Here is a 26223-nt window from a genome sequence, read left to right as displayed (position 1 = left end):
CACCCATGGCTACGCTTGAAATCCGAGACCTGCACGTCACCGTCGAGGTCGAGAACGGCACGAAGGAAATCCTCAAGGGTGTCGACCTCACCGTGAAGCAGGGCGAGACGCACGCCATCATGGGCCCCAACGGCTCGGGCAAGTCGACCCTCGCCTACTCCCTCGCGGGACACCCGAAGTACACCATCACCGGCGGCACCGTCACGCTCGACGGCGAGGACGTCCTGGAGATGTCCGTCGACGAGCGCGCCCGCGCCGGTCTGTTCCTCGCGATGCAGTACCCGGTCGAGGTCCCGGGTGTCTCCGTGTCGAACTTCCTGCGCACCTCCGCCACCGCCATCCGCGGCGAGGCCCCCAAGCTGCGCACGTGGGTGAAGGAGGTCAAGGAGGCCATGGAGCGCCTCAACATCGACCCGTCCTTCGCCGAGCGCAACGTCAACGAGGGCTTCTCCGGCGGTGAGAAGAAGCGCCACGAGATCCTCCAGCTGGAGCTGCTCAAGCCGAAGATCGCGGTCCTCGACGAGACCGACTCCGGCCTGGACGTCGACGCTCTGCGCGTCGTGTCGGAGGGTGTGAACCGCGTCCGTGAGACGGGCGAGGTCGGCACCCTGCTGATCACGCACTACACGCGCATCCTCCGCTACATCAAGCCCGACCACGTGCACGTCTTCTCCGGCGGCCGGATCGTCGAGTCCGGCGGTGCCGAGCTCGCCGACAAGCTGGAGGAAGAGGGCTACGAGGCATACACGAAGGGTGGCGCATCCGCGTGACACAGCTGCCGGGCCTCCTCGACACAGAGGCGCTCCGCAAGGACTTCCCCATCCTGGACCGACAGGTCCACGACGGTAAGAAGCTCGTGTACCTGGACAACGCGGCGACCAGCCAGAAGCCGCGTCAGGTGCTGGACGCCCTCAACGAGTACTACGAGCGCTACAACGCCAACGTCCATCGTGGCGTGCACGTCCTCGCCGAGGAGGCCACGGCGCTGTACGAGGGCGCGCGTGACAAGGTCGCGGAGTTCATCAACGCGCCGTCGCGCAACGAGGTGATCTTCACCAAGAACGCCTCGGAGTCGCTCAACCTCGTGGCGAACATGCTGGGCTGGGCCGACGAGCCCTACCGCGTGGACTCCGACACCGAGATCGTCATCACGGAGATGGAGCACCACTCCAACATCGTGCCGTGGCAGCTGCTCGCGCAGCGCACGGGCGCGAAGCTGAAGTGGTTCGGCCTGACCGACGACGGCCGCCTGGACCTGTCCAACATCGACGAGGTCATCAACGAGAAGACGAAGATCGTCTCCTTCGTGCTGGTCTCCAACATCCTGGGCACCCAGAACCCGGTGGAGGCGATAGTGCGCCGCGCCCAGGAGGTCGGCGCGCTCGTCTGCATCGACGCCTCTCAGGCCGCGCCGCACATGCCGCTGGACGTGCAGGCCCTCCAGGCCGACTTCGTGGCCTTCACCGGCCACAAGATGTGCGGCCCGACGGGTATCGGCGTTCTGTGGGGCCGCCAGGAGCTCCTGGAGGACCTGCCGCCCTTCCTCGGCGGCGGCGAGATGATCGAGACAGTGTCGATGCACTCCTCGACCTACGCCCCGGCGCCCCACAAGTTCGAGGCGGGCACCCCGCCGGTCGCCCAGGCGGTCGGTCTCGGCGCGGCGATCGACTACCTCAACTCGATCGGCATGGACAAGATCCTCGCCCATGAGCACGCGCTCACCGAGTACGCGGTGAAGCGGCTGCTGGAGGTCCCCGACCTGCGCATCATCGGCCCGACGACGGCCGAGGAGCGCGGCGCCGCGATCTCCTTCACCCTGGGGGACATCCACCCGCACGACGTGGGCCAGGTCCTCGACGAACAGGGCATCGCGGTCCGGGTCGGCCACCACTGCGCGCGGCCGGTCTGCCTGCGGTACGGAATTCCTGCGACCACGCGAGCGTCGTTCTATCTGTACTCCACGCCGGCCGAGATCGACGCGCTGGTCGACGGCCTGGAGCACGTACGGAACTTCTTCGGCTGAAGGGCGTGCTGAACGGTGAAACTGGACTCCATGTACCAGGAAGTCATCCTGGACCACTACAAGAACCCGCACGGGCGGGGCTTGCGGGATGGCGACGCCGAGGTGCACCACGTCAACCCGACGTGCGGTGACGAGATCACACTGCGCGTGAAGTACGACGGAACGAAGATCGAGGACGTCTCGTACGAGGGCCAGGGCTGCTCCATCAGCCAGGCCTCGGCCTCCGTACTGAACGAACTCCTCGTCGGCAAGGACTTCTCCGACGCGCGGAAGATCCAGGAGACCTTCCTGGAGCTGATGCAGTCCAAGGGGAAGCTCGAACCCGACGACGCTATGGAGGAGATCCTGGAGGACGCGGTCGCGTTCGCCGGGGTGTCCAAGTACCCGGCCCGGGTGAAGTGCGCCCTGCTGAGCTGGATGGCCTGGAAGGACGCGACGGCCCAGGTGCTGGGCGGCGCCGACGCCGAGAAGGAGACGACGGCATGAGCGAGACCGTTGAGATGAAGCCGGCCTCGGAGGAAGAGGTCCGTGAGGCGCTGTACGACGTCGTCGACCCCGAGCTGGGCATCGACGTCGTCAACCTCGGCCTGATCTACGGCATCCACATCGACGAAGCGAACATCGCGACGCTCGACATGACCCTGACCTCGGCGGCCTGTCCGCTGACGGACGTCATCGAGGACCAGGCCAAGTCCGCCACGGACGGCCTCGTCAACGAGCTGCGCATCAACTGGGTCTGGATGCCGCCGTGGGGCCCCGACAAGATCACGGACGATGGTCGGGAGCAGCTGCGGGCGCTCGGGTTCAACGTCTGAGCTCCACTGACTGACGAAAGGGCGGCATCCTCCCGGGGTGCCGCCCTTTCGCGTGTTCAGTCCAGCCCGGCCACCAGCCGGAACGCCGAGTCCGCGCGGTACAGGCCGTCGTGCTGGTACGGCTCGAGGCGGAGCTGGAAGTTGCGGTGGCGCAGGAAGCGGCCCGGATAGTTCACGGACTCCAGCATGACCGCGCCCGACGCGGCCGAGGGGCGCGGGCAGAAGGTGGCGTCCTTGCGGAACAGGGCGGAGCCGTCGTCGGTGTCCTCGACCAGGACGAAGCTGCGGTGGCGGAGGTAGCGGCCGTCCGCCGTGGTGAAGGAGGAACAGGAGGAGTCGGCGAGGCCGGAGACGCGCTCGAAAGTGGCGTCCTCGCGCTGCTCGGGTCCGGAGCCGATCTGATCCAGGCGCACGTAGCCGTCGCGGACACGCCAGTAGCGGTCGGGGTAGTTGACCGAGCGTATGGATATGCCGTGCGAGGCCGGGGGCTTCGGGGGCTTCGACGTGCCGTGGGGCGGCGTGGGCTTGGGGGTCTTCTTCTGCGGCTCCGGGCTCGGGTCGGCGCTGGTGGGTGCGCTCGTGGTGGGGGTGGGAGTGGGGGACGGGCGGCCGCCGTCCGTGCCCCGCGTTTCGCCGGCGCCCTTGGAGGGAGTCGCGAAGGAGATCAGACCGCCCGGTGCCGAGCTGCCGAGCGTGGTCGGTTCCGCCGCCTCGCGGGCCGGCTCGCCGGGCTCGTTCTCCAGCACGGTGACGGCCGTGACGCACGCGGTGACCGTGGCCACGGCGAGGGCACCCGCCAGCCAGAGCCGTCGGGTTCCTGGTGCCCGGGTGGTGTCCGGGGCCCAGCCGCTCTCCCACGGGCGGTCCAGTGGGGGCCGGGACTTGTCTTTCGGCATGCTCTTGTTTCCTCCGGCGGGCTCCCTTGACGGCGGTGCAGTTGTGGTCGCCCGGTGTGTGATCGGGGTGACACCGTAGTGGATCAGTGGGACCCCTGTGAGGCGTTTGTTGAAAGCGGTATCTCTTCTCTCGTTGTGTACGGGTGTACAGGTGTTGTGTACGCTCGTACATATGGGTTATCTGCTGCTGGCCGCGGCCATCACCGCCGAGGTGGGCGCGACCACCGCCATGAAGTACAGCGACGGTTTCAGCCGGCTCGGGCCCTCGCTGCTCACGCTCCTCGGCTACCTCGTCTCCTTCGCGCTGCTCGCGCAGACGCTGAAGACCGTCTCCGTGGGAACGGCCTACGCGATCTGGGCCGGCGTCGGCACCGCGGCCATCGCCACGATCGGGATCGTCTTCCTGGGGGAGGGCATGAGCGTCGCCAAGGCCGCCGGGATCGCGCTGATCATCATCGGGGTCGTGGTGCTGAACCTGGGAGGTGCCCACTGATGCCCCGCCGCTACGACCCCGAGCGGCGGCAGCGGATCATCGACGCGGCGATCCGGGTCGTCGGGGCGAAGGGCATCGCCGGGCTGAGCCACCGCACCGCCGCCGCTGAGGCCGATGTGCCGCTCGGCTCGACGACGTACCACTTCAAGACCCTCGACGAACTGCTGGTCGCTGCCCTGCGGCAGGCCAACGAGGGCTTCGCCAAGATCGTCGCCGGGCGCGGCGCGCTGGAGGATCCCCATACCGATCTGGCCGCCGAACTCGCCGCGTGGATGGGGGAGTGGCTCGCGGGCGACCGCACGGGTGTCGAGCTGGAGTACGAGCTCTACCTCGCCGCCCTGCGCCGCCCCGCGCTGCGGCCCGTCGCCGCCGAGTGGGCCGAGGGGCTCGCCGAGCTGCTGTCCCGGCGTACGGATCCGGTGACCGCGCGGGCCCTGGTGGCGGTCGTCGACGGCGTCTGTCTCCAGGTGCTGCTGACCGGGGTGCCGTACGACGAGGCGTATGCCCGGGAGGTGCTGGGGCGGGTCGTCGCGGGAGCGCGGGAGTAACAGTCGGTGGGCGGGTCGTCGCGGGGACGGAGCGCGGAAGTGCCACCGACGGCGGAGCGGCTGTCGGGCTGCGGGAGTGACCCCGATGGCGGGGGCGTCGTGGGGAAGGAGCGCGGAAGTGCCACCGACGGCGGGGCGGCTGTCGGGCTGCGGGAGTGACCCCGATGGCGGGGCGTCGCCGCGCGCCGCCGACCAGCGGCGGGACGTACCGCCCGGCACGTGAGACGCCCCCGCACCGGTTCGCATCGACCGCCGTCCGCCGGTTAGGTTGCCCTCATGACCGACACGACTGCTCCTCGCACCACCGGCGCCGTGGCCGCCGGCCTCGCCACGGTCGCCGCCGACGGCACCGTCCTCGACACCTGGTTCCCCGCTCCTGAACTGGCCGCCGAGCCCGGTCCGTCCGGCACCGAGCGGCTCTCCGCCGAGCAGGCCGCCGAGCTGCTCGGCGGCGGCGCGACCGCGGCGATCGGCCCGGACGCCCGCCGGGGCGTCGAGGTGGTCGCGGTCCGCACGGTCATCGCCTCGCTCGACGAGAAGCCGATCGACGCGCACGACGTCTACCTGCGCCTGCACCTGCTCTCCCACCGCCTGGTCAAGCCACACGGCCAGAGCATGGAGGGCATTTTCGGCTTCCTCGCCAACGTCGCCTGGACCTCGCTCGGCCCGGTCGCCGTCGACGACCTGGAGAAGGTCCGGCTGAACGCCCGCGCCGAGGGCCTGCACCTCCAGGTCACCTCCGTCGACAAGTTCCCCCGCATGACCGACTACGTGGCCCCCAAGGGCGTCCGGATCGCCGACGCCGACCGGGTCCGCCTCGGCGCCCACCTCGCCGAGGGCACCACCGTCATGCACGAGGGCTTCGTCAACTTCAACGCCGGCACGCTCGGCACGTCGATGGTCGAGGGCCGTATCTCGGCCGGCGTCGTGATCGGCGACGGCTCGGACATCGGCGGCGGCGCCTCGACCATGGGCACGCTGTCCGGCGGCGGCAACGTCATCATCTCCATCGGCGAGCGCTGCCTGATCGGCGCCGAGGCGGGCGTCGGTATCGCCCTCGGCGACGAGTGCGTCGTCGAGGCCGGCCTCTACGTCACCGCCGGCACCCGCGTCACCATGCCCGACGGCCAGATCGTGAAGGCCCGCGAGCTGTCCGGCGCCTCCAACATCCTCTTCCGCCGCAACTCGGTCACCGGCACCGTCGAGGCCCGGCCGAACAACGCGGTGTGGGGCGGGCTGAACGAGATCCTGCACAGCCACAACTGACCGGCGTCGGTCGTCACCGAGCGCCCTTCCCAGGTCCGAGGACGGCCGGGAAGGGCGCTTCGTGTGTCATCGGCTCTCCGGACGGGCCCCGTACGAGTTACCCGGCGTGACCTCGGGATGGTTTTTGCAGATGAACGGGTGGGCGCAGGGTCCGATGAACGGGCGGACGCCGTGTCCGATCAGAAGCCGAACCGATGAAACGAGGACCGGGGCATGAGGAACGAGCGGGGGCGGGCCGTGGCGCGCTGTCTGGCCGGGGCGGTCACGGCGCTGGTGGTGTGCTGGCTTCCGGCGGGGGCCGCGCACGCCGACGAGACCAACACGGACTCGCACAACGGCCACCGGGTGGGGCTGGTCAACGTCAACGTCGGCCAGGTCGACGACCCGGCGGAGGACGTGCTGGAGCACACGCTGCTGTTCGGCGACGGGTACGCCTGGAACTGAGCCGGCACTTCGACGGGCCCGGGCCCCGTACCGCGAGTGTGTGCGGTACGGGGCCCGGGCCGTTTCCGTTTGGTCAGGTCGTGGTCAGGACCTTGTGGAGCGACAGGAGTTCGCCGGTCGTCTTGTCGGGCGCGGGCCGCAGGGGAGCGCGGACCGGGCCCGCGGGGAGGCCCAGGGCGGTGAGGAGCGCCTTCGTCGTGACGGTGCCCGGGAGGCCTGCCGACATCAGCGCCTCGATGAGAGGGGTGGCCTGCTGCTGGAGGCGGGCCGCCTGTGCCGTGTCGCCCGCGTCGAAGGCGTCCAGAACGGCTCGCAGCCGGTCCGGGATCACGTTCGACACCGTGCTGACGTAACCGGCCCCGCCCACCGCGTACAGCGCGAGGTTGTGTTCGTCGCTGCCCGCGTAGTACGCCAGGTCCGTGCGGGCCAGCACCTTCTGGGCGGCCAGGAAGTCGTGGGAGCAGTCCTTGACCGCGACGATCCTCGGGTGTGCGGAGAGGCGGAGGATCGTCTCCGGTTCGACTCGGACGCCGGTGCGGAACGGGATGTCGTAGAGCATGAGCGGGAGTTCGCTCGCGTCGGCGATCTCGCGGAAGTGGGCCTCGATCGCGTCCTGCGGGGGCCTGCTGTAGTAGGGGGCCACCACTAACAGGCCGTCCGCGCCTGCCTTTTCGGCCTCCCTGGCCAGGTCCACGGTGTGACGGGTGTCTGATGTGCCGATGCCCGCGACGATCGACGCCTGATCGCCCACGGCCTCGCGGACGGCTGCGATCAGGGCTGACTTCTCGGCGTCCGTGGTGGTCGGTGACTCGCCCGTCGTGCCGGAAAGGACGAGGCCGTCGCAGCCCTGGGCGACCAGGTGCGCGGCGTGGCGTTGGGCACCGTCGAGGTCCAGTGCTCCGGACGTCGTGAACGGGGTGATCATGGCGCACAGGGCGCGGCCGAAGAGGGGCGTCATGTGAGTAGTGTCGGCAGCGTGACTGTGTAGCTCCAGTTAATTCTTCTGCCCGGTACTCGTAAGGAATGCTTTCCGGTTGTCTCGTGGGTGCGGGGGAATGCCGGTCGGGTGCCCGGGGAGTGCCCTATGTCCAAACCAGGGCCTTGTGGGTCACCATGGCCAGGACGGTCGGCGACGGCATTTCATGGAGGCGTCATGAAGCTGGGCAAGGCACTGGCCACCGGGATCGCGGAGGAGCGGCCGCAGGCCCGGGACGAGGAGATCGAACTCCCCGAGCTCCAGGGACTCCACGGCCTCCGGGATGTCGAGGAGCCCGCGCTGGATGAGGTCCCGGTCGCCCGATGAGGCTGCGGCTTCCGACGGAGCGTCCGACGGAGCCGCCGACCGGATACAAGATCGCCCACCCGGTGCTGTCCCAGGACGGCACCCGGGCCGGGTTCACCGGTGTGTCGCTGGGCGGCGCGCTCCCGTACGAAGTGGTGGCGGAGGCGGCGTGTGTGTACGGGCTGCGGCACCGGGCGCCGCACCGGCGCTGCGACTGCGGGTTCCACTGCGTGCATGACCGGCGGGCGGCGGAGGCATTGCTGTGCACGGCCGAGCACCGCGCGGCCGTGCTGTTGGAGGTCTCCGTTCTCGGTGTCTACATCCGCTTCGAGCGTGGGTTTCGGTACGCCCGGCAGCGGGTGCGCGTCATGACCCTGGGGGCGTGTGCGTGCGGTGCCGGGGCCGCCGCGCTGGGCGAGGCCGGATGGGGGCGGCCGGGGTGGCGGGCGTTGGCGCCCTGCTGCGGGGAGTGTCTGCGGGGGCGGCCGTCCTTGTCGCCGGCCGGGTTCGCGCGGCTGGCGGGGGACGGGTTGCGGGTCGTGGCCGGGGGTGGTAGCGCGCCGGCGGGGCCGGCGGCGGCCCAGGGGGTGGGGGTGCCCGAACTTGCCGCGGAGGCCGCGTTGTTGCAGGCGCGGCTGGACGTGTTCCAGGCTCAGTTGGCGTGGCTCGGTGAGGGTGGCGAGCGTGGTGGTCGTGGTGGGGGCGGGGCGGCGGGGTAGCCGGGCCGGGCGGGGAAGGGCTGGGCTGAGGTGCGGCGAGGCCGTGGCGTTCCCGCCGGTGCCGCCCAGGGCGGGTGTGCGGATGCCGGCCGGGCTGGGTGGCGGGGGCGGCAAGCAGGGGTAGCGGGGCCGCAGGCAGGGGCAGGGGGCGGTAGGCAGGGGTAGCGGGGGTGGGCCGGGTACTCGGGGCTTCCTACTTCGAGAGGAGGCGGAACACCGTGACCGGGACCATCGATCATCGGGCCGTGCACGACGAGCGCCACTCCGTGGGCGAGCTCGTCTCACAGGCCTCGGAGCAGCTCTCCCGGCTCGTCCGGCAGGAAGTGGCTCTTGCGAAGGAAGAGCTGGCCGAGAAGGGCCGGCGTGCGGGGCGTGGCGGTGGGCTGCTCGGTGCGGCGGGTGCCGTCGCCTACGCCGGGCTGCTCGCGCTGGCCGGGACGGGTGTCGCAGCCCTCTCGCTGGTGCTTCCCGTCTGGGCCGCGGCGCTCATCGTGACAGGGGTGCTGTTCGTGATCGCGGCCGTGCTGGCCGCTGCCGGCCGGAGCCAGTTGCGCCGGGCCACGCCTCCCACGCCTGAGGAGGCGCTCGGCAGTGTCAGGGCCGACGTCGAGGAGATCAGGGAAAGGGCACATCGATGACGGATGCGACGGGTGGGGCCAAGGGGCCCGATGAACTGCGGCAGCAGATCCAGCGGACCCGTAGTGAACTCGGCAACACCGTGGAGGAGTTGGCGGGGAAGGCGGACGTGAAGGGGCGTGCGCGGGCTCGGGCCGCCGATCTGCGGGACAAGGCCGGGGCGATGACGGTGCAGTTGCGGAGCAGCGCCGCGCAGGCCGGGCACACGGTGCACGACAAGGCGACGCATGCGGGGCCGCGGCCGGTGCGCGATGTCGTCCAGGCCGGGATGCGGCATCCGAAGCCGGTGCTGGTCGCCGGGGCGGCTGCGGGGGCCGCGGTCGTCGCTGTCGAGGTGGTGCGGCGACGGCAGCAGGTGACTCGCGGGCATCGCTGGCAGCGCTGGTATCGCTGAGGGATGCGCCAGCGGCAGGCGGGCCGTTTGCGCCTGCCGCGGTGGTGGTGGGTCGGGCCGCGCCGGGGGGTGCCCGACCTCGGAACGGTGCGATGGGGTCGGACACCGGCTGACTGTCCGTTGACGCGCCAACCGCTGCGGGCGGTCGTGCCGCTAAGAGCTGCGCGGGTGGGCGCAGCGGCACCCCGCTCCGCCGGGCTGCGCACCCACCCGCCCCAGCGCAGACGTTGAGCACCCGGAAGCGCCGGCCCCTGCGATACCCGTCGCTTGACCTCAAGCATGGTCGAGGTTGAAAGGTGGGGTGCGCAGGCAACCGGCGCATACGACTGGAGTGTTCAATGAGCCCTCGAACCGAGCAGCACCCCGACCTCACCGACATCCGGGTCGGTGCTCCCTTCTTCAGTACCTGGCGGGTCGGTACACCCGAGCGGCAACGGCAGACCGTGGAGGCGATCGGGCGGACGTGGGAGCGGCGGCCGTGGCCCACCGGTGATCTGCTGGGGTACCACGTCTACGTGGGGCACGACGGGTCCACGCTGATGCACTACTCGCAGTGGAGCAGCGAGCAGGCGTACGAGGCCTTCGTCAAGACTCATCGGCAGGAGCGGGTCGACGAGATCGACACCGCCGTGCCGGGGATCGAGAGGGTGGGGATCGGGCGGTACCGGCGGTACGGCGGCCTCGAACGGGCCGTCGGGGACGTACGGGAGCCGGGGGTGATCGTCACCGTGCGGGTCGACTTCGAGGAAGGGGCCGGGGAGCGGCGGGAGGAGTGGGTCGATCTCGTGCTCAAGGCCCTGGGTGCCGATCCCGAGGGGAACGCCGGGCTGATCTCCGCTCATTTCCATCTGAGTGCCGATGGCGGGCACGTGCTCAACTACGCCGAGTGGGAGAGCGACCAGGCCTATGACGAGGCCTTGGCGGCCCCCAGGACCGACACGTGGGAGCGGGTGCGGACCTACCCGGGGGTGAAGGGGTCGAGCGGGAGCCGGTACCGGCATGCCCTGGGGCTCGTGCCCGGGTGAGTGCGGTGCCGCGGGGCCGGCCGGACGCTCTGGGCCGGCCGGCCACACGGCCGACGGATTACGGCCGGAAGCGCAGGACCTGCGGGTCGTGGTCGCTGATCTGGTCGTTGAACTCCGCGTTGACGTGCACGCTGTCGTACTCGAAGTCGCAGTCGCGGCGGATCGACGGGCTGATCAGGATCTGGTCGAGGACCTGGCTGTTGCCCTGGTAGACGTACGAGTAACGCTCGCTCCTGGGCAGCGACTTGATCGCCGACCAGAGTTCGCCCCGGCCCTCGAGCTTCCTGGTGGTGTCGGAGAACTCGAAGTCGTTGATGTCGCCGAGCACGACGACGTCCGCGTTCTTCTCGGTGTCGAGGATGTCCTTGGCGAAGGCGTTCACCAGCGTGGCCTGCTGGTGGCGCTGCGTCTCGGAGCTGCGCGCCGGCGGCTGGTACTGGGAGGTCAGGCCCTGGTCGCCGCCCTTGGAGTTGAAGTGGTTGGCGATCACGAAGACCGTGCGGCCGCGGAAGACGAACTCGCCGGCCAGCGGCTTGCGGCTGTTCTTCCAGGCCTCGTCGGCGGGGGCGATCCGGCCGGGGCTGAGCGTCAGGTGCGCCTTGCCGCGGATCTTCGTCACGCCGGTCGCCGTCGTGGCGTCGCCGCCCGCGCGGTCCGTGAAGGAGACCCGCTCCGGGTTGAACAGGAACGCCTGGCGGATGTTGCCGCCGGGCTCACCGCCGTCGGCCTTGTCGGCCGGGTCGATCGAGCGCCAGTCGTACGCCGGACCGCCGGCCGCGACGATCGCGTCGATCAGCTTGGTCATGGTCTGGTCGGCGGCGACCGTACCGTCGTTCGTCGCGCCGTTGTTGTCCTGGATCTCCTCCAGGGACACGATGTCCGGCGACTTCAGGTTGTTCACGATCGCGGACGCGTGCTCGGCGAAGGTGTCGTCGGTCGGGTCGAGGTTCTCGACGTTGTAGGTGGCGACCGCGAGTTCCGAGGAGCGCTGCTTGCGCGTCGTCTCTCGCTTCAGGTCCGCGGACTTGAGCGTGCCGAGTTCGCTCGCGACCAGGGTGTAGCCGCCGAACTGGTTGTAGTCCAGCGGGCCCGCCGTCGTGCCGGTGAGCGTGTCACCGACGTTCGCCTTCGGGAAGTCCGCCGTCGCGCCGAGGGACTGGATCTGGAGGCGGCCGGTGTTCTGGGCGTCGTAGGAGCCGTAGACCGTGCCGCCGTTGCGGCTGCGGTTCTCGTGCGGCTTCACCGTCACCCAGAGTTCGGTGTACGGGTCGGTGGCGCCCACGACACGGGTGTCGGTGACGCGGACGGTCATGCCCTCCAGCGCCTCGTAGCGGTCCAGGGCGTACTTCGCGGGCTTGAGGGGCAGGGCGTTGACCGAGCCGTTCGCTGCCGCGTCACCGGCCGGCGCGTAGGCGGCGGGGACCGACCTCGCGTCGACCGTCGTGGCGGCGGGGAGCCGGTTGCCGCTGGAGACGACCGTGGTCGTCGGCTTGGTGATCTCCGTCAGGGACTGGTTGCCGGAGGCGGTGCCGCCCGGGACGTATTCCGAGACGGTGCCGCTGACCGTGACGGAGTCGCCGACGGCGACCCCCTTCGGCGTCGAGCTGGTGAAGACGAAGACGCCTTCGCTGGTCGCCGGGTCGGCGTCCGGGTTCGGGTCCTGGATCCAGAAGCCGCGGGACGAGCCGTAGGTACGGATGCCGGTGACGATTCCGGTCACGTCCGTGACCTGCTTGCCGGCGAACGGCGATATCCGGGTGTTGCCCTGGATGTCATGGATGCGGACCGAGTCCGCGTGTGCGGGAGTGGTGAGGACGATCGTGGATGCCGCGGAGCACACGGCGGCGACGGTGAGCGCGGCGAGGCGCGCGGACGACTTGCTCGGCAACGGGGTTCCCTCCGGGGACGTGACAGGGCGCCGGGACGAGGGTGGTGCGTGGACTGTCTGCCGCTACCTGTGGGGCGGGCGGTGTGACGCGCGTAGCGGGCGGTGGACGGGCGGGTCTGGTGGGGCGACCCGGTGAACAAGTGTCCGCCGACTTCTACGCGCGTCAATCTCCAGCCTGCTCAGGTCACTTGTCAAGGTTTCGGCCATGTACAGCCCCTGACGGGGACATGAAGCAGGCGGCATGGGTGTAAATCCGTCTAGGCTGAGCGGCTGAGTCGTATGAGGCACCGCTAGGAGAAACAGCCGATGTCAGACAGCTCCCCCCTGCCGCCGGTGCGGCTGCACCCCGAAGCGGAGCTGGCGCGCGACGCGCTGTCCACGCCGTTGCTGTCCCGGGCCGCCCGGCTGGCCCGCTGGGCCGGGCCGGAGACCCGGGTCGACGCCGGGGGCGGGCTCGTCGACGAGCAGGTGCCCGCGGCCGCCGAGGTGCTCGGACTCAGCGGGGACGACGCCGCCGCCGACGCCAGTGAGGCGTGGCGGGTGGCCGTGGACGCCGGGCTCGTCGAGATCGTCGACGAGGAGGAGGGCACCGTCACAGCCGGCGAGGACCTGGCGCTGCTCACCGGCGGTTCGCCGCAGGACGTGCTCGCGGTGTGGCTCGCGGCCCTGGAGACGGTGCTCGCCGACGCGAGCGTGCCCGACCTGGACGGTCTCGTGGCCGAGGACGGCGAGGTCGACCTCTCCGCCCTCGACTGGGACCCGGAGGCCGAGGCCGAGTTCCTCGACGGCGTGCTCGGCAACCTCTACCTGCTGACCGCCGGCGAGGACACACCCGCCGACGCTCCGGTGCCGCTGCCGGCGCTGGCCGCGTCGGTGATCGTGCCCAGCGACATGGGCGAGCCGACCAACGACGTCCTGGAGCAGGTGTCCGAGGCGATGATGCGGCTGGACGACCAGTTCCGGATGCTGGAGCCGGTGGGGCTCGTGGCGTACCAGCCCGTGGACGAGGCGCTCATGGCCGAGGCCGACGAGGAGCCCGCGGCGCCCGTCGACGACACCGACGTCTCCCGGTACGGCATGGTCCGGCTCACCCCGCTCGGGCTCTACGGCCTGCGTGCCCGGCTGCTGGAGGCCGGGTTCGAGGCGCCGGCCGTCGGGGACCTCGCGGACAAGGGAGCCGACGCGCTGCTCGACGGCACGGCGGCGTTCCCGCCCGGTGCTGCGCAGGCCGAGACGGAGCAGTGGCTTCAGCGGCGGGAGTCGCTCGCCGCGGCCCGCGAGCTGCTGGCGGCGGCGCGGGGTTCCGATGCCGGGGCGCCGCTGCGGCGACTGCGGTGTCAGCAGGCCTTGTCGCTGGTCGGGGCCTCGGCCGAGCCCGCCTTGCGGGAGGTGCTCGACGATGCCGAGCTGGGCGGGCTCGCTCGTGTCTGGCTCACCGAGCACGGTGCGGTGGATGTGCCCGCGCCGTCGGAAGCGATGGTGTACTGGCTGACCATCGACACGGTGGCCGCGCAGCTGGCTGCCGAGGGGAACTCCGAGGAGCTGCGGGCGTTGGTCGAAGGGCTCGCGCGGCAGCACGGTGGGTTCTTCGAGGCTGTCTGGCGGGTTGAGCACCCCGCTACGGCGGATGTGCTGGAGGCGATGGGGCGGTTGCATCCGGACAAGAAGGTGGCGAAGGAAGCGCGGAAGGCTGCGTTCAAGGCGCGGTCGCAGCAGGGGGGCTGAGTTCGTATTGCGGGTGCGGGCGCGTTGTGGCTTGTCACGCAGTTCCCCGCGCCCCTGGGGTGTTGTTCAACCGGCGTTCATGGATGAGCGGGACGGTGGCGGTGATCGAGGTCCGCCACCCTCCACGGCATACCCCCCGTCACAGGAGACACCCATGTCGCTCACCCGCAGGGACTTCGCCAGAACCTCCGCGATCACCGGTGCCGGTGTCGCGCTGGCGGGCAGCGTCGGCGCACTCGCCACCGCGCCCAACGCCCTCGCGTCCTACGACACCGACAGTGCGGAGGGCGCGGCGGAAGCCCGGCACTCGGTCGGCTACGGGCCGCTCGTCCCCGACCCCAAGGGCATCCTCGCCCTGCCCGCCGGCTTCTCGTACCGGATCATCACCTACAGCGGCAGGACGAAGCTGGAGTCCGGTGAGTTCACGCCGTCCAACCACGACGGCACCGCTGCCTTCGACGGCCCCCGCGGCACCACCCTGCTCGTCAACAACCACGAGCTGAAGGGCCCGCGCGCCAACTGGAAGTACCCGGTGCCGCTCACCGAGGGCCTCGTCTACGACCCGGCCGCCGCCGGTGGCTGCACGGTCGTCGAGATACGCCCCGACGGACGGGTCGCGGAGTGGGTCGGCATCGCGGGCACCTCCACCAACTGCGCCGGTGGCAGCACGCCGTGGGGCACCTGGCTCACCTGCGAGGAGAACTCCGACAGGGCCGGCGTCAACGGCATGACCAAGGACCACGGCTACGTCTTCGAGGTCGACCCGAGCGACCGGCGCGCCAACCGCGGCCCCAAGCCGCTGAAATTCTTCGGCCGATACGACCACGAGGCCGTCGTCATCGACCCCAAGCGCGGCCACGCCTACCTCACCGAGGACGACGACGAGCCCAACGGTCTCTTCTACCGCTGGACCCCGCCCAAGGGCTTCGCGTACGGCCCCGGAAAGTTCCGCGAGCTCGCCGACGACGCCGGTGTCCTCCAGGCGCCCAAGTGCTTCGACTCCGGTGGGAAGTTCGTCGACGACCTGTCCCGCGCCACGAAGACCGGCACCGTCTACGGCGTCGACTGGGTGGACGTGCCCGACCGTGACGCCCGTACGACCCCCGTGCGCAAGCAGTTCGCCGCCGACGAGGTCACCCGCGCCCGCAAGCTGGAGGGCATGTGGTGGGGCGACGGGGGCGCCTACATCGTCTCCTCGTACGCCCGTGAGGAGAGCCCCGTCCAGCACGACGGCCAGGTCTGGTTCTACGACCCCAAGCGCCGGACACTGACACTGAAGGTGCTGCTCGGTGTGAACCCCGACCCGTCCGAGGACGGCGCGTTCGACGGTCCCGACAACATCACCGTCTCCCCGTACGGCGGCATCGTGCTGGCCGAGGACGGCGAGGGCGTCTCGCACCTCTTCGGCGCCACCGAGAGCGGCCGCACGTACCCGATCGCCCGCAACGACCTGAACGTCGGCACCGAAGAGGAGCCGGAGTACAGCGAGTTCGCCGGTGTCACCTTCTCGCCCGACGGCAAGACCCTTTACGCCAACATCCAGGACCCGGGCATCCTGCTCGCCATCACCGGCCCCTGGAAGCGCCAGAAGCGGTAATTAATTCACTCGCAGGTCCCGTACCGCGCCTCCTACAGTGAGATCACAACGTCACGCACCTCCCGGTGCGATGGCAGCGGCTACTTCTCTTCCAAAGAATCCGACGCCGCCGCCGACTTGATCTCGGGAGGCGCAGCATGTGGTGGGTGCCCGGTGCGAAGGCAACGGTTACTTCCTGGGATCAGAGGGTTGCGGGTTCGAGTCCCGTCAGCGACTTCGGGTCGCTGTAGCTCAAGTGAGTAGAGCATCTGAATTAGTCCGTCGCCGACTTCTGTCCTCGGGCACCCACCTCTTTTCCTGCATGCAGCGTCTCTCCCGAAACACGAACGAATTCGGGGGAATTCACCATGGCGCGATTCAATTCCAAGGCAGCCCGCGCACGTCCCGTCTCCCGCGTGACGTCCACCGGGCGTGTGCTGCGCACGTACGAGGGCGGCCGGGGCCGCGAGCGTGACGCACGCTCCGAGCTCTTCCTGCTGGCCGTGTCCAACTTCGTTTCACAGCAGACCTTCTACGAGACCGGCGCCGACCGCGACGACCGCTTCGCGAAGCTCGTGCGCGAACTCGCCGTCACCGACCCGGCGTGGACGGCCGGCCTGCTCGGCTGGCTGCGCGGCGAGGGCAACCTGCGTACGGCCTCCGTCGTCGGCGCCGCCGAGTACGTCAAGGCCCGCCTGGACGCCGGCGCGACCGGCGGCCCGGCCAACCGGCAGGTCGTCGCCTCCGTGCTCCAGCGGCCCGACGAGCCCGGCGAACTGCTCGCCTACTGGACGGCGATGTACGGCCGCAACGTGCCCAAGCCGGTCAAGCGCGGCATCGCCGACGCCGTACGCCGGCTCTACCACGGCAAGGCGCTGCTGAAGTACGACACCGCCTCCAAGGGCTACCGCTTCGGCGACATCCTCAACCTCGTGCACGCCGCCCCGGACCCGGACAAGCCCTGGCAGGGCGAGCTGTTCCGGTACGCCCTCGACCGGCGGCACCACCCCGACACCGCGGTGCCGCCCGCGTCGGACCGCGTCCTCACCGCCCACCGCGAGCTGATGGCGCTGCCGGTGGCCGAGCGGCGCGCGGTCGTGACCGCCGAGGGCGGTGCCGAGCGGCTGGCCGCGGCCGGGATGACGTGGGAGACCCTGGCGGGCTGGCTCCAGGGGCCGATGGACAAGGCGGCCTGGGAGGCCGTGATCCCGTCCATGGGCACCATGGCGCTCGTGCGCAACCTGCGGAACTTCGACGAGGCCGGGGTGTCCGACGAGGTCGCCGAGCGGGTCGCCGCGCGGATCAGCGACCCGGCCGAGGTCGCGCGCTCGCGGCAGTTCCCCTTCCGGTACCTCGCCGCCTACCAGCACGCGCCGTCGCTGCGCTGGTCGTACGCCCTGGAGCGGGCGCTCGGCCACTCGCTGGCCAACGTGCCCGCGCTGCCCGGCCGGACGCTGGTGCTCGTGGACCGCTCGGGCTCGATGTTCTGGTCGCGGCTGTCCGATCGCTCGGAGCTCAACCGCGCCGACGCCGCCGCGATCTTCGGCACGGCGCTCGCGCTGCGGGCGGAGCGCGCGGACCTGGTCGAGTTCGGCTCGACGAGCGGCCGCGTGAAGTTCCGCAAGGGCGAGTCGGTGCTGAAGATCCTCGACCGCTTCGGCGACCTGGGCGGGACCGACACCACCGAGGCGGTGCGCCGGCACTACCGGAAGCACGACCGGGTGCTGATCGTCACCGACGAGCAGTACACGCACCACCACCGGGGTGACCCGACCGAGCAGGTCCCGGGCGACGTGCCGGTCTACACCTGGAACCTCGCCGGGTACCGGGCGGGCCACAGCCCGTCGGGCACCGGGAACCGGCACACCTTCGGAGGCCTGACGGACACGGCCTTCCGGATGGTTCCGCTGATCGAGGCCTCCCGGGACGCCGACTGGCCCTGGGCGGCCTGAGGGACCGTGGCCCGCACCGCGAGGGGAGTGCGGGCCACGATCTTGTCCGGACCCTTGCCCGGGAGCGGTGCTGACATCTAACATTTCAGTTCATGGAGGCCATTCGGCCCGTGCCCCGGACCCTGCTCAGGGACCGGGCGTACGAGGCGATCCGGGACGCCATCGTGGCCGGGGAGATCGAACCCGGCGCGGTGGTGCGGGACGCCGAGCTCGCGGAGCGGCTGGGGCTGTCCCGGGCACCCGTACGCGAGGCGTTCTCCCGGCTCGTGGACGAGGGGTTGCTGGAGAGCAAGCCGCAGAGCTACACCCGGGTGACCCCGCTCGTGGCCTCCGACGTCAGGGACGCCGCCGCCGTGGTCGGCGCCATGCACGAGCTCGTGACGCGGGTCGCCGTGCCCCGGCTGGGTGCCGCGGACATCGAGGCGATGCGCACCGCCAACCAGCGGTTCGCCGCCGCCGTCGGCACCGGAGACGTGGACGGGGCCCTGCGCGCCGACGACGCGCTGCACGAAGTCCTCGTCCGGGTGAGCGGCAACCGCGCGGCCGCCGCGACCGTCGCCCGCTACACCCCGCTCATCCGCCGCCTGGAGCGACAGCGCTTCGGCGAGGGCGGCAGCTGCCGTTCGGCCGGACTGCACGAGCGGCTGATCGAGGCCTGCGCGGCCGGTGACACGGCCGAGGCGGTCCGCGTCACGGCTGAGATCTGGCGAGGGCTCGAAGAGCTCGCCGACTGAGACCGACCGATCCCATCCCGACCCCGGGAGGAACCATGTCCCTTTCCTCGTCCCCGTCTCCTTCCCCTTCCTCGTCCCTTGCCTCGTACGCGCGCTACCCCCTCCTCTTCGGGCCGTCACCCGTGCACCCCCTGGAACGGCTCACCGATCACCTCGGCGGCGCGGCCCTGTGGGCCAAGCGCGAGGACTGCAACTCCGGTGTCGCCTACGGCGGGAACAAGACCCGCAAGCTGGAGTACCTGGTCGCCGACGCGCTCGCGAAGGGCTGCGACACGCTCGTGTCGATCGGCGGGGTGCAGTCCAACCACACCCGGCAGGTCGCGGCGGTGGCCGCCCGGGCCGGGCTCAAGTGCGTGCTGGTGCAGGAGAGTTGGGTGGAGTGGCCGGACGCCGTGTACGACAAGGTCGGCAACATCCTGCTCAGCCGCCTCGCCGGGGCCGACGTACGGCTGGTGCGGGCCGGGTTCGGGATCGGGTTCAAGGAGAGCTGGGAGCAGGCGCTCAGGGAGGTCGAGGAGGCGGGCGGCAAGCCGTACGCCATCCCGGCCGGAGCCTCCGACCATCCACTCGGCGGCCTCGGCTTCGCGGGCTGGGCGTACGAGGTCGCCGAACAGGAGCGCGAGCTGGGCGTCTTCTTCGACACCGTGGTCGTGTGCTCGGTGACCGGCTCCACCCAGGCCGGCATGGTCGCCGGGTTCGCCGCGCTGGAGGAGGCGGGCGGGCGGCCCCGGCGCGTGCTCGGCGTCGACGCCTCGGCGAAACCCGCCGCGACCCGTGGCCAGATCGCCCGGATCGCGCACGACACCGGGCAGCTCATCGGGCTCGAGCGCGAGTTGACCGAGTCTGACGTCGAACTGGACGAGCGGTACCACGCGGGCACGTACGGCATCCCCGACGAGTCCACCCTGGCGGCGATGCGGCTCGCGGCCCGGACGGAGGGGATGGTCACCGACCCCGTCTACGAGGGGAAGTCCATGGCCGGGATGATCGACCTGGTCTCGCGGGGCGAGATCGGCCGCGACTCCACGGTCCTCTATGCCCACCTGGGCGGACAGCCGGCGCTGAACGCGTACAGCGCGCTGTTCTGACGACGCCTGGCCGTTGTCCCGCCCCAGGAATCAACCGGCCGGCGCGTGGGTTGTCAGGGATCATCCGAACCTCGAAGGAGCCCCCCATGCCCGACGAACCGGCCGTACGAGAACTCCGCCTCGTTGTGACCGCGGACGACTACGACGCCGCGCTGCACTTCTATCGGGACGTGCTCGGCCTGACCGAGCAGGGCGCGTTCGCGTCGGAGGACGGGCGGGTCACGATCCTGGAGGCCGGGCGGGCCACGCTGGAGCTGACCGACCCGAACCACGCCGCCTTCATCGACGAGGTCGAGGTGGGGCGGCGGGTGGCCGGGCACGTCCGGGTCGCCTTCCAGGTGGACGACTCCGTCGCCACCACGGCGAAGCTGGCCGCCGCCGGAGCCGAGGTGGTCGCCGAGCCCACGCGCACCCCCTGGAACTCCCTCAACTCCCGGCTCGAGGCCCCGGGCGACCTCCAGCTGACGCTCTTCACCGAGCTCGACGGCTGAGGGGTCCTTGCGCTGTGAGCGCCCGGGTCGGACGCTCACAGCGCAAGGACCCCTCAGGGGCCCGCGCGGCCGCCCCTGCCGGGCCGGGCCCGGGGCCGGATAAAGTGCTCAGCGTGTGGACCGACAATCAGCGCGCGGAGCCGGGTGCCGAGGGGCCCGACGGTGCCCGGCGCCGGGCCACCATCCACGACGTCGCACGACTGGCCGGGGTGTCACGGCAGACGGTCTCCCGGGCGGTCAACGACAAGGGTGAGATCGACCCGGCCACCAAGGAGCGGGTCCTGGAGGCGGCCAGGCTCCTGGACTACCGGCCCAGCCGGTTCGCGCGCGGACTCGTCCAGAAGGGCGCCGTGACGGCGGGCCTGGTCATCCCCGACCTGCGCAACCCGTTCTTCCCCGAGGTCGCCGCCGGGGTGCTGGAGGCGGCCGAGCAGCGCGGCTGGCAGGTGGTCGTGTGGGACTCCCGGATCGACGAGGCCAGGGAGCGGCAGGCGCTCGACGTGCTCTCCCACCAGGCGGACGCCGTCGTGGGCTACTTCAAGGACCCGGACGACGTCCTCACCCGGCACCTCGGCGGCGTGCCGCTGGTGCTTCTGGAGCGCGGCCCGCAGCAGACCCGTTTCGCCGCCGTGGGCATCGACGCCGCCACCGGAGTCGAGCAGGGCCTGAACCACCTGTTCCGCGCGGGGCACCGCAGGATCGGCATGCTGGACGGCGTGCACGGGCCCGGCCCCCGCAGGCTGGCGTTCCTGGAGCAGGTGCGGCGCCTCGGACTGCCGGTCGACGAGGACTGGGTCGCGGTGTGCCCGGAGCACAGTGTGGCCGGCGGCGAGGCCGGTATGGAGCGGCTCCTGGCGGCGCGGCCCGAGATCACCGCGGTCTTCGGCTTCAACGACCTGATCGCGGTCGGGGCGATGCGCACCGCCCGCCGCCACGGCCGGAGCGTTCCGGACGATCTGGCGGTGCTGGGCTTCGACGGCCTCTCCCTGGGCGAGCTGGTGGAACCCGCCCTGACCACCCTGCACATCGACAAGCGGCAGCTCGGACGGCTGGCCGTGGAGCAGGTGGCCCGGCTGCGCGCGGGTGAGGAGCCGTTGCGGGGCGCGGACGCGTGGGTGGTGCCCGAACTGGTGGTCCGCTCCTCCGCCTGACCCGCCGGGGCAGGGCCCGGCAGATCGTTCCGTGCAGCTCCCTTGACACCGGTTTTCGAGCGTGCCGATACTCGACGGCAACGCTCACGTGAACGTTCACGAACCCCTGAGCCCCCCACCGCGAGACCGTCGGCCCGACCACCACGCGGCCCGCCGACATCGTTGTCTTCACTTCCCTTATCAAGGGAAGCCTCCCCCCATCCCCGCGAGATGCGAGTGCGCGCCCATGGATCAGCGAACGATGTCCCGCAGACGCCTGCTGGGGGCCTGTCTCGGGAGTGCGGGGGCGGGCCTGCTCGGACTGACCGGATGCGGGTCCGCGGAGGGATCGGCCTCCGCCGGCACCGACCACCTCGGCCTCTGGTATTGGAAGGGCTCGCTCAGCGACAAGCTGCTCGCCACCGCCAGGCGGGGCGTGCCGGGGGTGCCCGGACTGAAGGTGCGGGGTTCGCAGATACCCGACGGCGACATCGACTCCAAGGTGCGCACCAGCCTCGCCGCGCGCGCCTACGTGCCGGACGTGACGGTCGTGAACAACGACAACCTCGCCACGTTCTTCCCCGACGAGAACGAGTTCCTCGACCTGCGGGAACTCGGCGCGGAGTCCGTCCGCGACCAGTACCTCGAGTGGAAGTGGAAGGCCTGCTTCACCCCGACGGGCAGGATGATCGGCTTCCCCCTGGACGCCGGCCCCACCGCGCTCTACTACCGCAGGGACCTCTTCCGGGAGGCCGGACTGGCCTACGAACCGGAGGACGTCGCCGAGGAGATCCCCACCTGGGAGACGTTCATCGCCGCCGGGCGGACCCTGCGGGCGAAGGGGCCCGAAAAGCCTTACCTGGTGAGCAACATCGGCAATGTCTTCCAGCAGGTCCTGCTCCAGAGCTCCAGGCAGTTCGTGGACGCCGGCAACCGCTTCATCGGCGACCAGGAGCACATCCGGCGGGCCTGGGACCTGTCCGTGGACATCCTCCGCCAAGGGCTCAGCGCCAGGATCACGGACGGCACACCCGACTTCAACGCGGCCATGAGCGGAGGCCGGATCGCCACGATGACCACGGCGGTGTGGGCCACCAACGGCCTGAAGGACACCGCCCCGAAGACCTCCGGATCCTGGCGGCTGACCACCATGCCGGACGGCCCGGCCAACTACGGCGGCTCGTACATGACCCTGACCCGCTACTGCCGGGATCCCGAGGCGGGCTTCGCCTTCCTGAAGTGGCTGCTCAGCCCGGCGAACCAGCTCAAGAGCTACCAGGAGATGGCCCTGTTCCCCACCACCCCGGCCGCCTACGCCGACCCGGCGATGCACGAGCCCGACCCCTTCTTCGGCGGCCAGCGGCCCATCGACGTCTTCGGCCCGGCCGCCGAGAAGGCCCCCGTCGTCTACTTCAGCCCCTACGAGGAGTCCGCCAACACCCCGTTCTTCCAGGAGCTGACCAATGTGGAAACGCTCGGCAAGAACCCCGAACGGGCCTGGCGGGACGCCGTGAACACCGCCGAGACCACGCTGTCACGGGTGGGGGTGAGCTGACATGGCGACGGTTCTCGACCCGGCCGGCGCGCCGGCGGCGAACGAGAAGCGGCCGGCCGGCCGTACACAACCCACCACCCCGGGCGGCCGCCGGCGTCACGTCCCGCCGCTGCTCGCCATCTCCCCGTTCTACGTGCTGTTCGCCGTCTTCGGCGCCTTCCCGATCGTCTTCTCCGTCTACCTGTCCTTCCAGGACTGGGACGGCATCGGCGACATGCGCTACGTCGGGCTCAAGCAGTACGGCTGGCTGCTCCAGGACTCGGTGTTCTGGCACTCGGTGCTCAACACCTTCGAGATCTGGTTCCTGTCCACGGTGCCGATGCTGTTCCTGGCCCTGGTGCTGGCGTTCCTGCTGCACTCGCAGGTCCGCTTCGCCGGTGCCTACCGGGTGGCGTACTTCGTCCCCAACGTCACCTCGATGGTCGCCATGACCGTCGTGTTCGGCTCGGTCTTCGCCCAGGCGGGCCTCGCCAACTCGGCGCTGCGGGCGATCGGGCTGGACGGGGTCGGCTGGCTGTCCTCCGAGTGGGGCATCAAGTCGTCCGTCTCCATCATGATCATCTGGCGGTGGGTCGGCTACAACGCGCTGATCTTCCTGGCGGGCCTCCAGGCCATCCCCACCGAGCACTTCGAGGCCGCCCGCGTGGACGGCGCGAACAGCAGGCAGACCCTCTTCCGGGTCGTACTGCCCCAACTGCGGCCGGTGGTGCTCTTCGCCGCCGTCACCTCCACCATCAACGGCCTGCAGATCTTCACCGAGTCCCAGGTGCTCTTCCAGTCGACCGACGTCGGAACCACGGGCGGGCCGGGCCAGGAAGGGATGACCATCGTGCTCTATCTGTGGCAGAAGGCCTTCAAGGAGCACCAGTTCGGCTACGGCGCCGCCATGGGCTGGGTCCTCTTCGCGATCATCGCCGTCTTCACCGTCATCAACTGGCGCCTGGTCGCCGGCTCGGACGACGACCGCCGGCCCGGCATCGCCGGTCTGCTGCGCCGCAAGGGGGCTCGCCGTGGCCGCTGAACAGAGGTCGACCGGGAGCGCGGGCCTGGCCATCGGCTCCGGCAGCAGGCTCAGCCGCACATGCGTCCGGGCGGTGCTGCTGCTCGGTGTGCTGGTCTCGCTGTTCCCCTTCTACTGGCTGGTGGTGCTGGCTTCCGGCACCACGCAGGACATCTACCGCTACCCGCCCAAGCTGGTGCCGGGGCCGCATCTGCTGGACAACATGGGGCGGGTGCTCGACACCGTCGACTTCTTCGGCTCGCTGTTCAACACCGTCGTCGTCGCCGTGCTCGGGACCGTGCTGGTGCTGTTCTTCGACTCGCTGGCCGCGTTCGCCTTCGCCAAGTACGAGTTCCCGGCGAAGAAGTTCCTCTTCGGCATGCTGCTGGTGACGTACATGATCCCCGCGCAGCTCTCCCTGGTGCCGCAGTTCGTGACCATGGCCGAGTTCGGCTGGGCCGGATCCCTGAAGGCGCTGATCATTCCCGGCGCGGCGAACGCCTTCGGCATCTTCTGGATGCGGCAGTACGCCCAGAACTCGCTGCCGGACGAACTGCTGGACGCCGGGCGGATCGACGGCGCCGGCTTCTTCCGCCTCTACTGGACGGTGGTCCTGCCGCTGTTCCGGCCGGCCCTCGCCTTCCTCGGCATCTTCACGTTCATCGGCCTGTGGAACGACTACATCTGGCCCCTGGTCGTCATGATCGACCCCGACAAGGTCACCCTCCAGGTCGCCCTGGCGAATCTCAACATCCTCTACAACACCGACTACTCGCTGGTGATGGCCGGCGCGCTGATGAGCGTCATCCCGCTGATCGTCGTGTTCCTGATCGGGGCGCGGCACTTCCTGCGGGATCTGGCGGCGGGGGCGATGAAGATGTAGGGCGGCGGGTGTGCGGACCTCCGACCGCCGGCCGATCTCGATAAGGTGCGGAGAGGGGCTCCGGTTCGTGGGGCCCCGGTTCGTGAGGAGTGGCTGCATGGCGCAGGTCAGGCCCATGCGGGCGGATGCTCGGCGCAACTACGAGCGGTTGCTGAAGGTGGCCGCGGAGGCCTTCGCCGAGCACGGGGAGGGCGCGTCGCTCGATGACATCGCCAAGCGGGCCGGCGTCGGCTCCGGCACGCTCTACCGGCATTTCCCGACCCGGCACGCGCTGCTGGAGGCCGCGTACCTCGACCGCATCGAGGCGATCGCGGCCCGGGCCGACGAACTCGCGGCCGAACTGCCGCCGGGCGAGGCGCTGGGGGAGTGGCTGTACGAACTCGGCGCCGGGATGGTCCGGATGCGCGGGCTCAGGGCCCTGCTGGGCCCGGCCGTCACACAGACCGGCTCCACCGTGGCCACGGCCTGCGGCGACTCCGTGAAGAGCGCGGCGGGGCGCCTGGTCCGGGCAGCACAGGAGGAGGGCACGCTCCGGCGGGACGTCGAGCCGGTCGACGTACTGCGGCTGGCGCACGGCGTGTCGACGGCGGCGGAGCTGGCCGACGGGGAGGGCGAACACATCCGCCGCTATCTGACGTTGCTGACGGAGGGGCTGCGGCCCTGAGACCTCGGGGGGCGTCCCGTTTCGGCGGGCACGGCGTGGGTACTCCGGCCTGATTCCGTGCCTGACCAGCCAGGAGGCGAGGAGTATCGACGCCCCGAACCACAGGACAGCACACCGGTACGCCGACATCGACGGGACGCGCGTCTTCTACCGCGAGGCAGGTCCCCCGGGCGCCCCCGTCGTTCTGCTCCCGCACGGATACCCGTCCTCCTCGTTCCAGTACCGAGCCTTCCTGCCTGCCCTCGCCGACCGGTGGCGGCTCGTCGCACCCGACTTCCCCGGCTTCGGCTACAGCGACACCCCGGACCCGGGGGGCTTCTCGTACACCTTCGACGGGTACGCCGACTTCCTCCAGCGGTTCACCGACACGCTGGAGCTCCGGCGGTACGCCCTCTACCTGCACGACTACGGGTCGCAGATCGGACTGCGACTGGCGATGCGCGCCCCGGAGCGCGTGGCGGCCCTCGTCGTCCAGAACGGCGACATCTACGAGGACGAACTCGGCCCGAAGTACGGGGCGCTCAAGGAGTACTGGGCGAACCCGACGCCCGAAGGGCGGGCGCGGCTGTGGGAGGCCGTGACGGAGGAGGGGCTGCGCGAGGAGTTCGTCGGCGAGGTCGACGACCGGCTCGTCGAGAAGATCAGTCCCGATCTGTGGAAGCTGTCCTGGCCGCTGCTGTCCTCTCCGCGGCGCCGCGAGATCATGGTCGGTCTCATGGAGGGCCTCAGGGAGAACCTCGACTGGTTCCCGAGGTACCAGGAGTACCTGCGAAAGCACCGGCCCCCGACGCTGATCGCCTGGGGGCCCCAGGACGGCTACATGCCCGAGGGCGCCGCCCGCGCCTACCTGCGTGACCTGCCGGAGGCCGAACTGCACCTGCTCGACGGCGGGCACTGGCTGCTGGAGACGCACCTGGAGGAAGTCGTCGCCCTGGTGCGGGACTTCCTCAGCCAGGTGCATGTCCGGCAGCCGTCCCACTAGCGCTTCGTCGGGTG

At 70.7% G+C, this 26223-nt stretch carries 28 protein-coding genes; 25 read left to right on the top strand and 3 right to left on the bottom strand.

The features are described from left to right. Positions 1-5 precede the first annotated feature (5 nt). From sufC to CP976_RS10970, 4 genes are read left to right on the top strand one after another with little or no spacing between them, the layout of a single operon-like run. Positions 6-770: a Fe-S cluster assembly ATPase SufC gene (sufC, locus tag CP976_RS10985; RefSeq protein WP_150480181.1), complete on the top strand. Its 765-nt coding sequence runs from the start codon at positions 6-8 to the stop codon at positions 768-770. Then, positions 767-2023 carry a cysteine desulfurase gene (locus CP976_RS10980; protein ID WP_150480180.1) on the top strand — a complete coding sequence of 419 codons (1257 nt, stop codon included), beginning with the start codon at positions 767-769 and terminating at the stop codon, positions 2021-2023. The genes sufC and CP976_RS10980 overlap by 4 nt, the downstream gene beginning before the upstream one ends. 15 nt (positions 2024-2038) lie before the next feature. Then, the gene (sufU, locus tag CP976_RS10975) at positions 2039-2509 is read left to right on the top strand and encodes a Fe-S cluster assembly sulfur transfer protein SufU (RefSeq protein ID WP_059419772.1); all 471 of its coding nucleotides are present in this window, start codon (positions 2039-2041) and stop codon (positions 2507-2509) included. Continuing rightward, positions 2506-2838: a metal-sulfur cluster assembly factor gene (locus CP976_RS10970; RefSeq protein WP_031143572.1), complete on the top strand. Its 333-nt coding sequence runs from the start codon at positions 2506-2508 to the stop codon at positions 2836-2838. Before sufU ends, CP976_RS10970 begins: the two co-directional genes overlap by 4 nt. A gap of 56 nt (positions 2839-2894) precedes the next feature. Here the strand turns inward: CP976_RS10970 and CP976_RS10965 are convergent, their stop codons facing one another. Next, complete coding sequence (locus CP976_RS10965; protein WP_150480179.1) at positions 2895-3734, bottom strand: AbfB domain-containing protein; 840 nt, start codon at positions 3732-3734, stop codon at positions 2895-2897. Between the two features lie 172 nt (positions 3735-3906). Here CP976_RS10965 and CP976_RS10960 point away from each other — a divergent pair, with 172 nt between their 5' ends. The 4 genes from CP976_RS10960 (at position 3907) to CP976_RS10945 (ending at position 6485) form a co-directional block, all read left to right on the top strand. Continuing rightward, complete coding sequence (locus CP976_RS10960) at positions 3907-4227, top strand: DMT family transporter (protein WP_150480178.1); 321 nt, start codon at positions 3907-3909, stop codon at positions 4225-4227. Then, positions 4227-4775: a TetR/AcrR family transcriptional regulator gene (locus CP976_RS10955; RefSeq protein ID WP_150480177.1), complete on the top strand. Its 549-nt coding sequence runs from the start codon at positions 4227-4229 to the stop codon at positions 4773-4775. Before CP976_RS10960 ends, CP976_RS10955 begins: the two co-directional genes overlap by 1 nt. Before the next feature lie 276 nt (positions 4776-5051). Then, entirely contained in the window at positions 5052-6041 is a 990-nt protein-coding gene (gene dapD, locus CP976_RS10950; RefSeq protein WP_150480176.1) for a 2,3,4,5-tetrahydropyridine-2,6-dicarboxylate N-succinyltransferase, read from the top strand. 213 nt (positions 6042-6254) lie between these two features. Next, positions 6255-6485: a hypothetical protein gene (locus CP976_RS10945; protein ID WP_150480175.1), complete on the top strand. Its 231-nt coding sequence runs from the start codon at positions 6255-6257 to the stop codon at positions 6483-6485. 73 nt (positions 6486-6558) lie between these two features. Here CP976_RS10945 and dapA read toward each other — a convergent pair whose 3' ends face one another. Continuing rightward, positions 6559-7443 (bottom strand): 4-hydroxy-tetrahydrodipicolinate synthase, encoded by an 885-nt coding sequence (gene dapA, locus CP976_RS10940; RefSeq protein ID WP_167537321.1) that lies wholly within the window; start codon positions 7441-7443, stop codon positions 6559-6561. A gap of 195 nt (positions 7444-7638) precedes the next feature. Here dapA and CP976_RS42850 point away from each other — a divergent pair, with 195 nt between their 5' ends. From CP976_RS42850 to CP976_RS10920, 5 genes are all read left to right on the top strand, one after another. Beyond that, a complete protein-coding gene (locus tag CP976_RS42850) occupies positions 7639-7788 on the top strand; it encodes a hypothetical protein (RefSeq protein ID WP_167537320.1) in 150 nt (49 codons plus the stop codon). Then, positions 7785-8486, top strand: coding sequence for a hypothetical protein (locus CP976_RS10935; protein ID WP_150480173.1), 702 nt, complete (start codon positions 7785-7787; stop codon positions 8484-8486). Before CP976_RS42850 ends, CP976_RS10935 begins: the two co-directional genes overlap by 4 nt. 218 nt (positions 8487-8704) lie before the next feature. Beyond that, the gene (locus CP976_RS10930) at positions 8705-9124 is read left to right on the top strand and encodes a phage holin family protein (RefSeq protein WP_150480172.1); all 420 of its coding nucleotides are present in this window, start codon (positions 8705-8707) and stop codon (positions 9122-9124) included. After that, on the top strand, positions 9121-9516 hold the full coding sequence (locus CP976_RS10925) for a DUF3618 domain-containing protein (protein WP_150480171.1): 396 nt from the start codon (positions 9121-9123) through the stop codon (positions 9514-9516). Before CP976_RS10930 ends, CP976_RS10925 begins: the two co-directional genes overlap by 4 nt. 338 nt (positions 9517-9854) lie before the next feature. Beyond that, a complete protein-coding gene (locus CP976_RS10920) occupies positions 9855-10541 on the top strand; it encodes an antibiotic biosynthesis monooxygenase (protein ID WP_150480170.1) in 687 nt (228 codons plus the stop codon). Positions 10542-10599: 58 nt separating this feature from the next. Here the strand turns inward: CP976_RS10920 and CP976_RS10915 are convergent, their stop codons facing one another. Next, a complete protein-coding gene (locus tag CP976_RS10915) occupies positions 10600-12429 on the bottom strand; it encodes an endonuclease/exonuclease/phosphatase family protein (RefSeq protein ID WP_150480169.1) in 1830 nt (609 codons plus the stop codon). A 306-nt stretch (positions 12430-12735) separates the two neighbouring features. Here CP976_RS10915 and CP976_RS10910 point away from each other — a divergent pair, with 306 nt between their 5' ends. The 12 genes from CP976_RS10910 to CP976_RS10855 all read left to right on the top strand — a co-directional run bounded on the left by CP976_RS10910 (position 12736) and on the right by CP976_RS10855 (position 26209). Next, on the top strand, positions 12736-14154 hold the full coding sequence (locus CP976_RS10910) for a hypothetical protein (protein WP_150480168.1): 1419 nt from the start codon (positions 12736-12738) through the stop codon (positions 14152-14154). A 154-nt stretch (positions 14155-14308) separates the two neighbouring features. Next, positions 14309-15751 carry an alkaline phosphatase PhoX gene (locus CP976_RS10905; protein WP_150480167.1) on the top strand — a complete coding sequence of 481 codons (1443 nt, stop codon included), beginning with the start codon at positions 14309-14311 and terminating at the stop codon, positions 15749-15751. 347 nt (positions 15752-16098) lie between these two features. Continuing rightward, complete coding sequence (locus CP976_RS10900) at positions 16099-17682, top strand: TROVE domain-containing protein (protein WP_150480166.1); 1584 nt, start codon at positions 16099-16101, stop codon at positions 17680-17682. A gap of 92 nt (positions 17683-17774) precedes the next feature. After that, the gene (locus CP976_RS10895) at positions 17775-18416 is read left to right on the top strand and encodes a GntR family transcriptional regulator (RefSeq protein WP_150480165.1); all 642 of its coding nucleotides are present in this window, start codon (positions 17775-17777) and stop codon (positions 18414-18416) included. Between the two features lie 35 nt (positions 18417-18451). Next, entirely contained in the window at positions 18452-19504 is a 1053-nt protein-coding gene (locus tag CP976_RS10890; protein WP_150480164.1) for a 1-aminocyclopropane-1-carboxylate deaminase, read from the top strand. An 86-nt stretch (positions 19505-19590) separates the two neighbouring features. Then, the gene (locus CP976_RS10885; RefSeq protein WP_150480163.1) at positions 19591-19995 is read left to right on the top strand and encodes a VOC family protein; all 405 of its coding nucleotides are present in this window, start codon (positions 19591-19593) and stop codon (positions 19993-19995) included. Positions 19996-20108: 113 nt separating this feature from the next. Further along, positions 20109-21146: a LacI family DNA-binding transcriptional regulator gene (locus CP976_RS10880; protein WP_150480162.1), complete on the top strand. Its 1038-nt coding sequence runs from the start codon at positions 20109-20111 to the stop codon at positions 21144-21146. A gap of 241 nt (positions 21147-21387) precedes the next feature. Beyond that, complete coding sequence (locus CP976_RS10875; protein ID WP_150480161.1) at positions 21388-22680, top strand: ABC transporter substrate-binding protein; 1293 nt, start codon at positions 21388-21390, stop codon at positions 22678-22680. A 1-nt stretch (position 22681) separates the two neighbouring features. Beyond that, positions 22682-23701: a carbohydrate ABC transporter permease gene (locus CP976_RS10870; RefSeq protein WP_150480160.1), complete on the top strand. Its 1020-nt coding sequence runs from the start codon at positions 22682-22684 to the stop codon at positions 23699-23701. Further along, entirely contained in the window at positions 23691-24563 is an 873-nt protein-coding gene (locus tag CP976_RS10865) for a carbohydrate ABC transporter permease (RefSeq protein ID WP_190146938.1), read from the top strand. The genes CP976_RS10870 and CP976_RS10865 overlap by 11 nt, the downstream gene beginning before the upstream one ends. A 97-nt stretch (positions 24564-24660) precedes the next feature. Continuing rightward, positions 24661-25227, top strand: a complete 567-nt coding sequence (locus CP976_RS10860) for a TetR/AcrR family transcriptional regulator (RefSeq protein WP_150480159.1) — start codon at positions 24661-24663, stop codon at positions 25225-25227. A gap of 49 nt (positions 25228-25276) precedes the next feature. Then, positions 25277-26209 carry an alpha/beta fold hydrolase gene (locus tag CP976_RS10855; RefSeq protein ID WP_208838967.1) on the top strand — a complete coding sequence of 311 codons (933 nt, stop codon included), beginning with the start codon at positions 25277-25279 and terminating at the stop codon, positions 26207-26209. The last annotated feature ends 14 nt before the right edge of the window (positions 26210-26223 follow it).

It is taken from the genome of Streptomyces coeruleorubidus, from assembly GCF_008705135.1.
Classification (GTDB): domain Bacteria; phylum Actinomycetota; class Actinomycetes; order Streptomycetales; family Streptomycetaceae; genus Streptomyces; species Streptomyces coeruleofuscus.
This window is presented reverse-complemented; position numbering and strand designations above follow the sequence as displayed.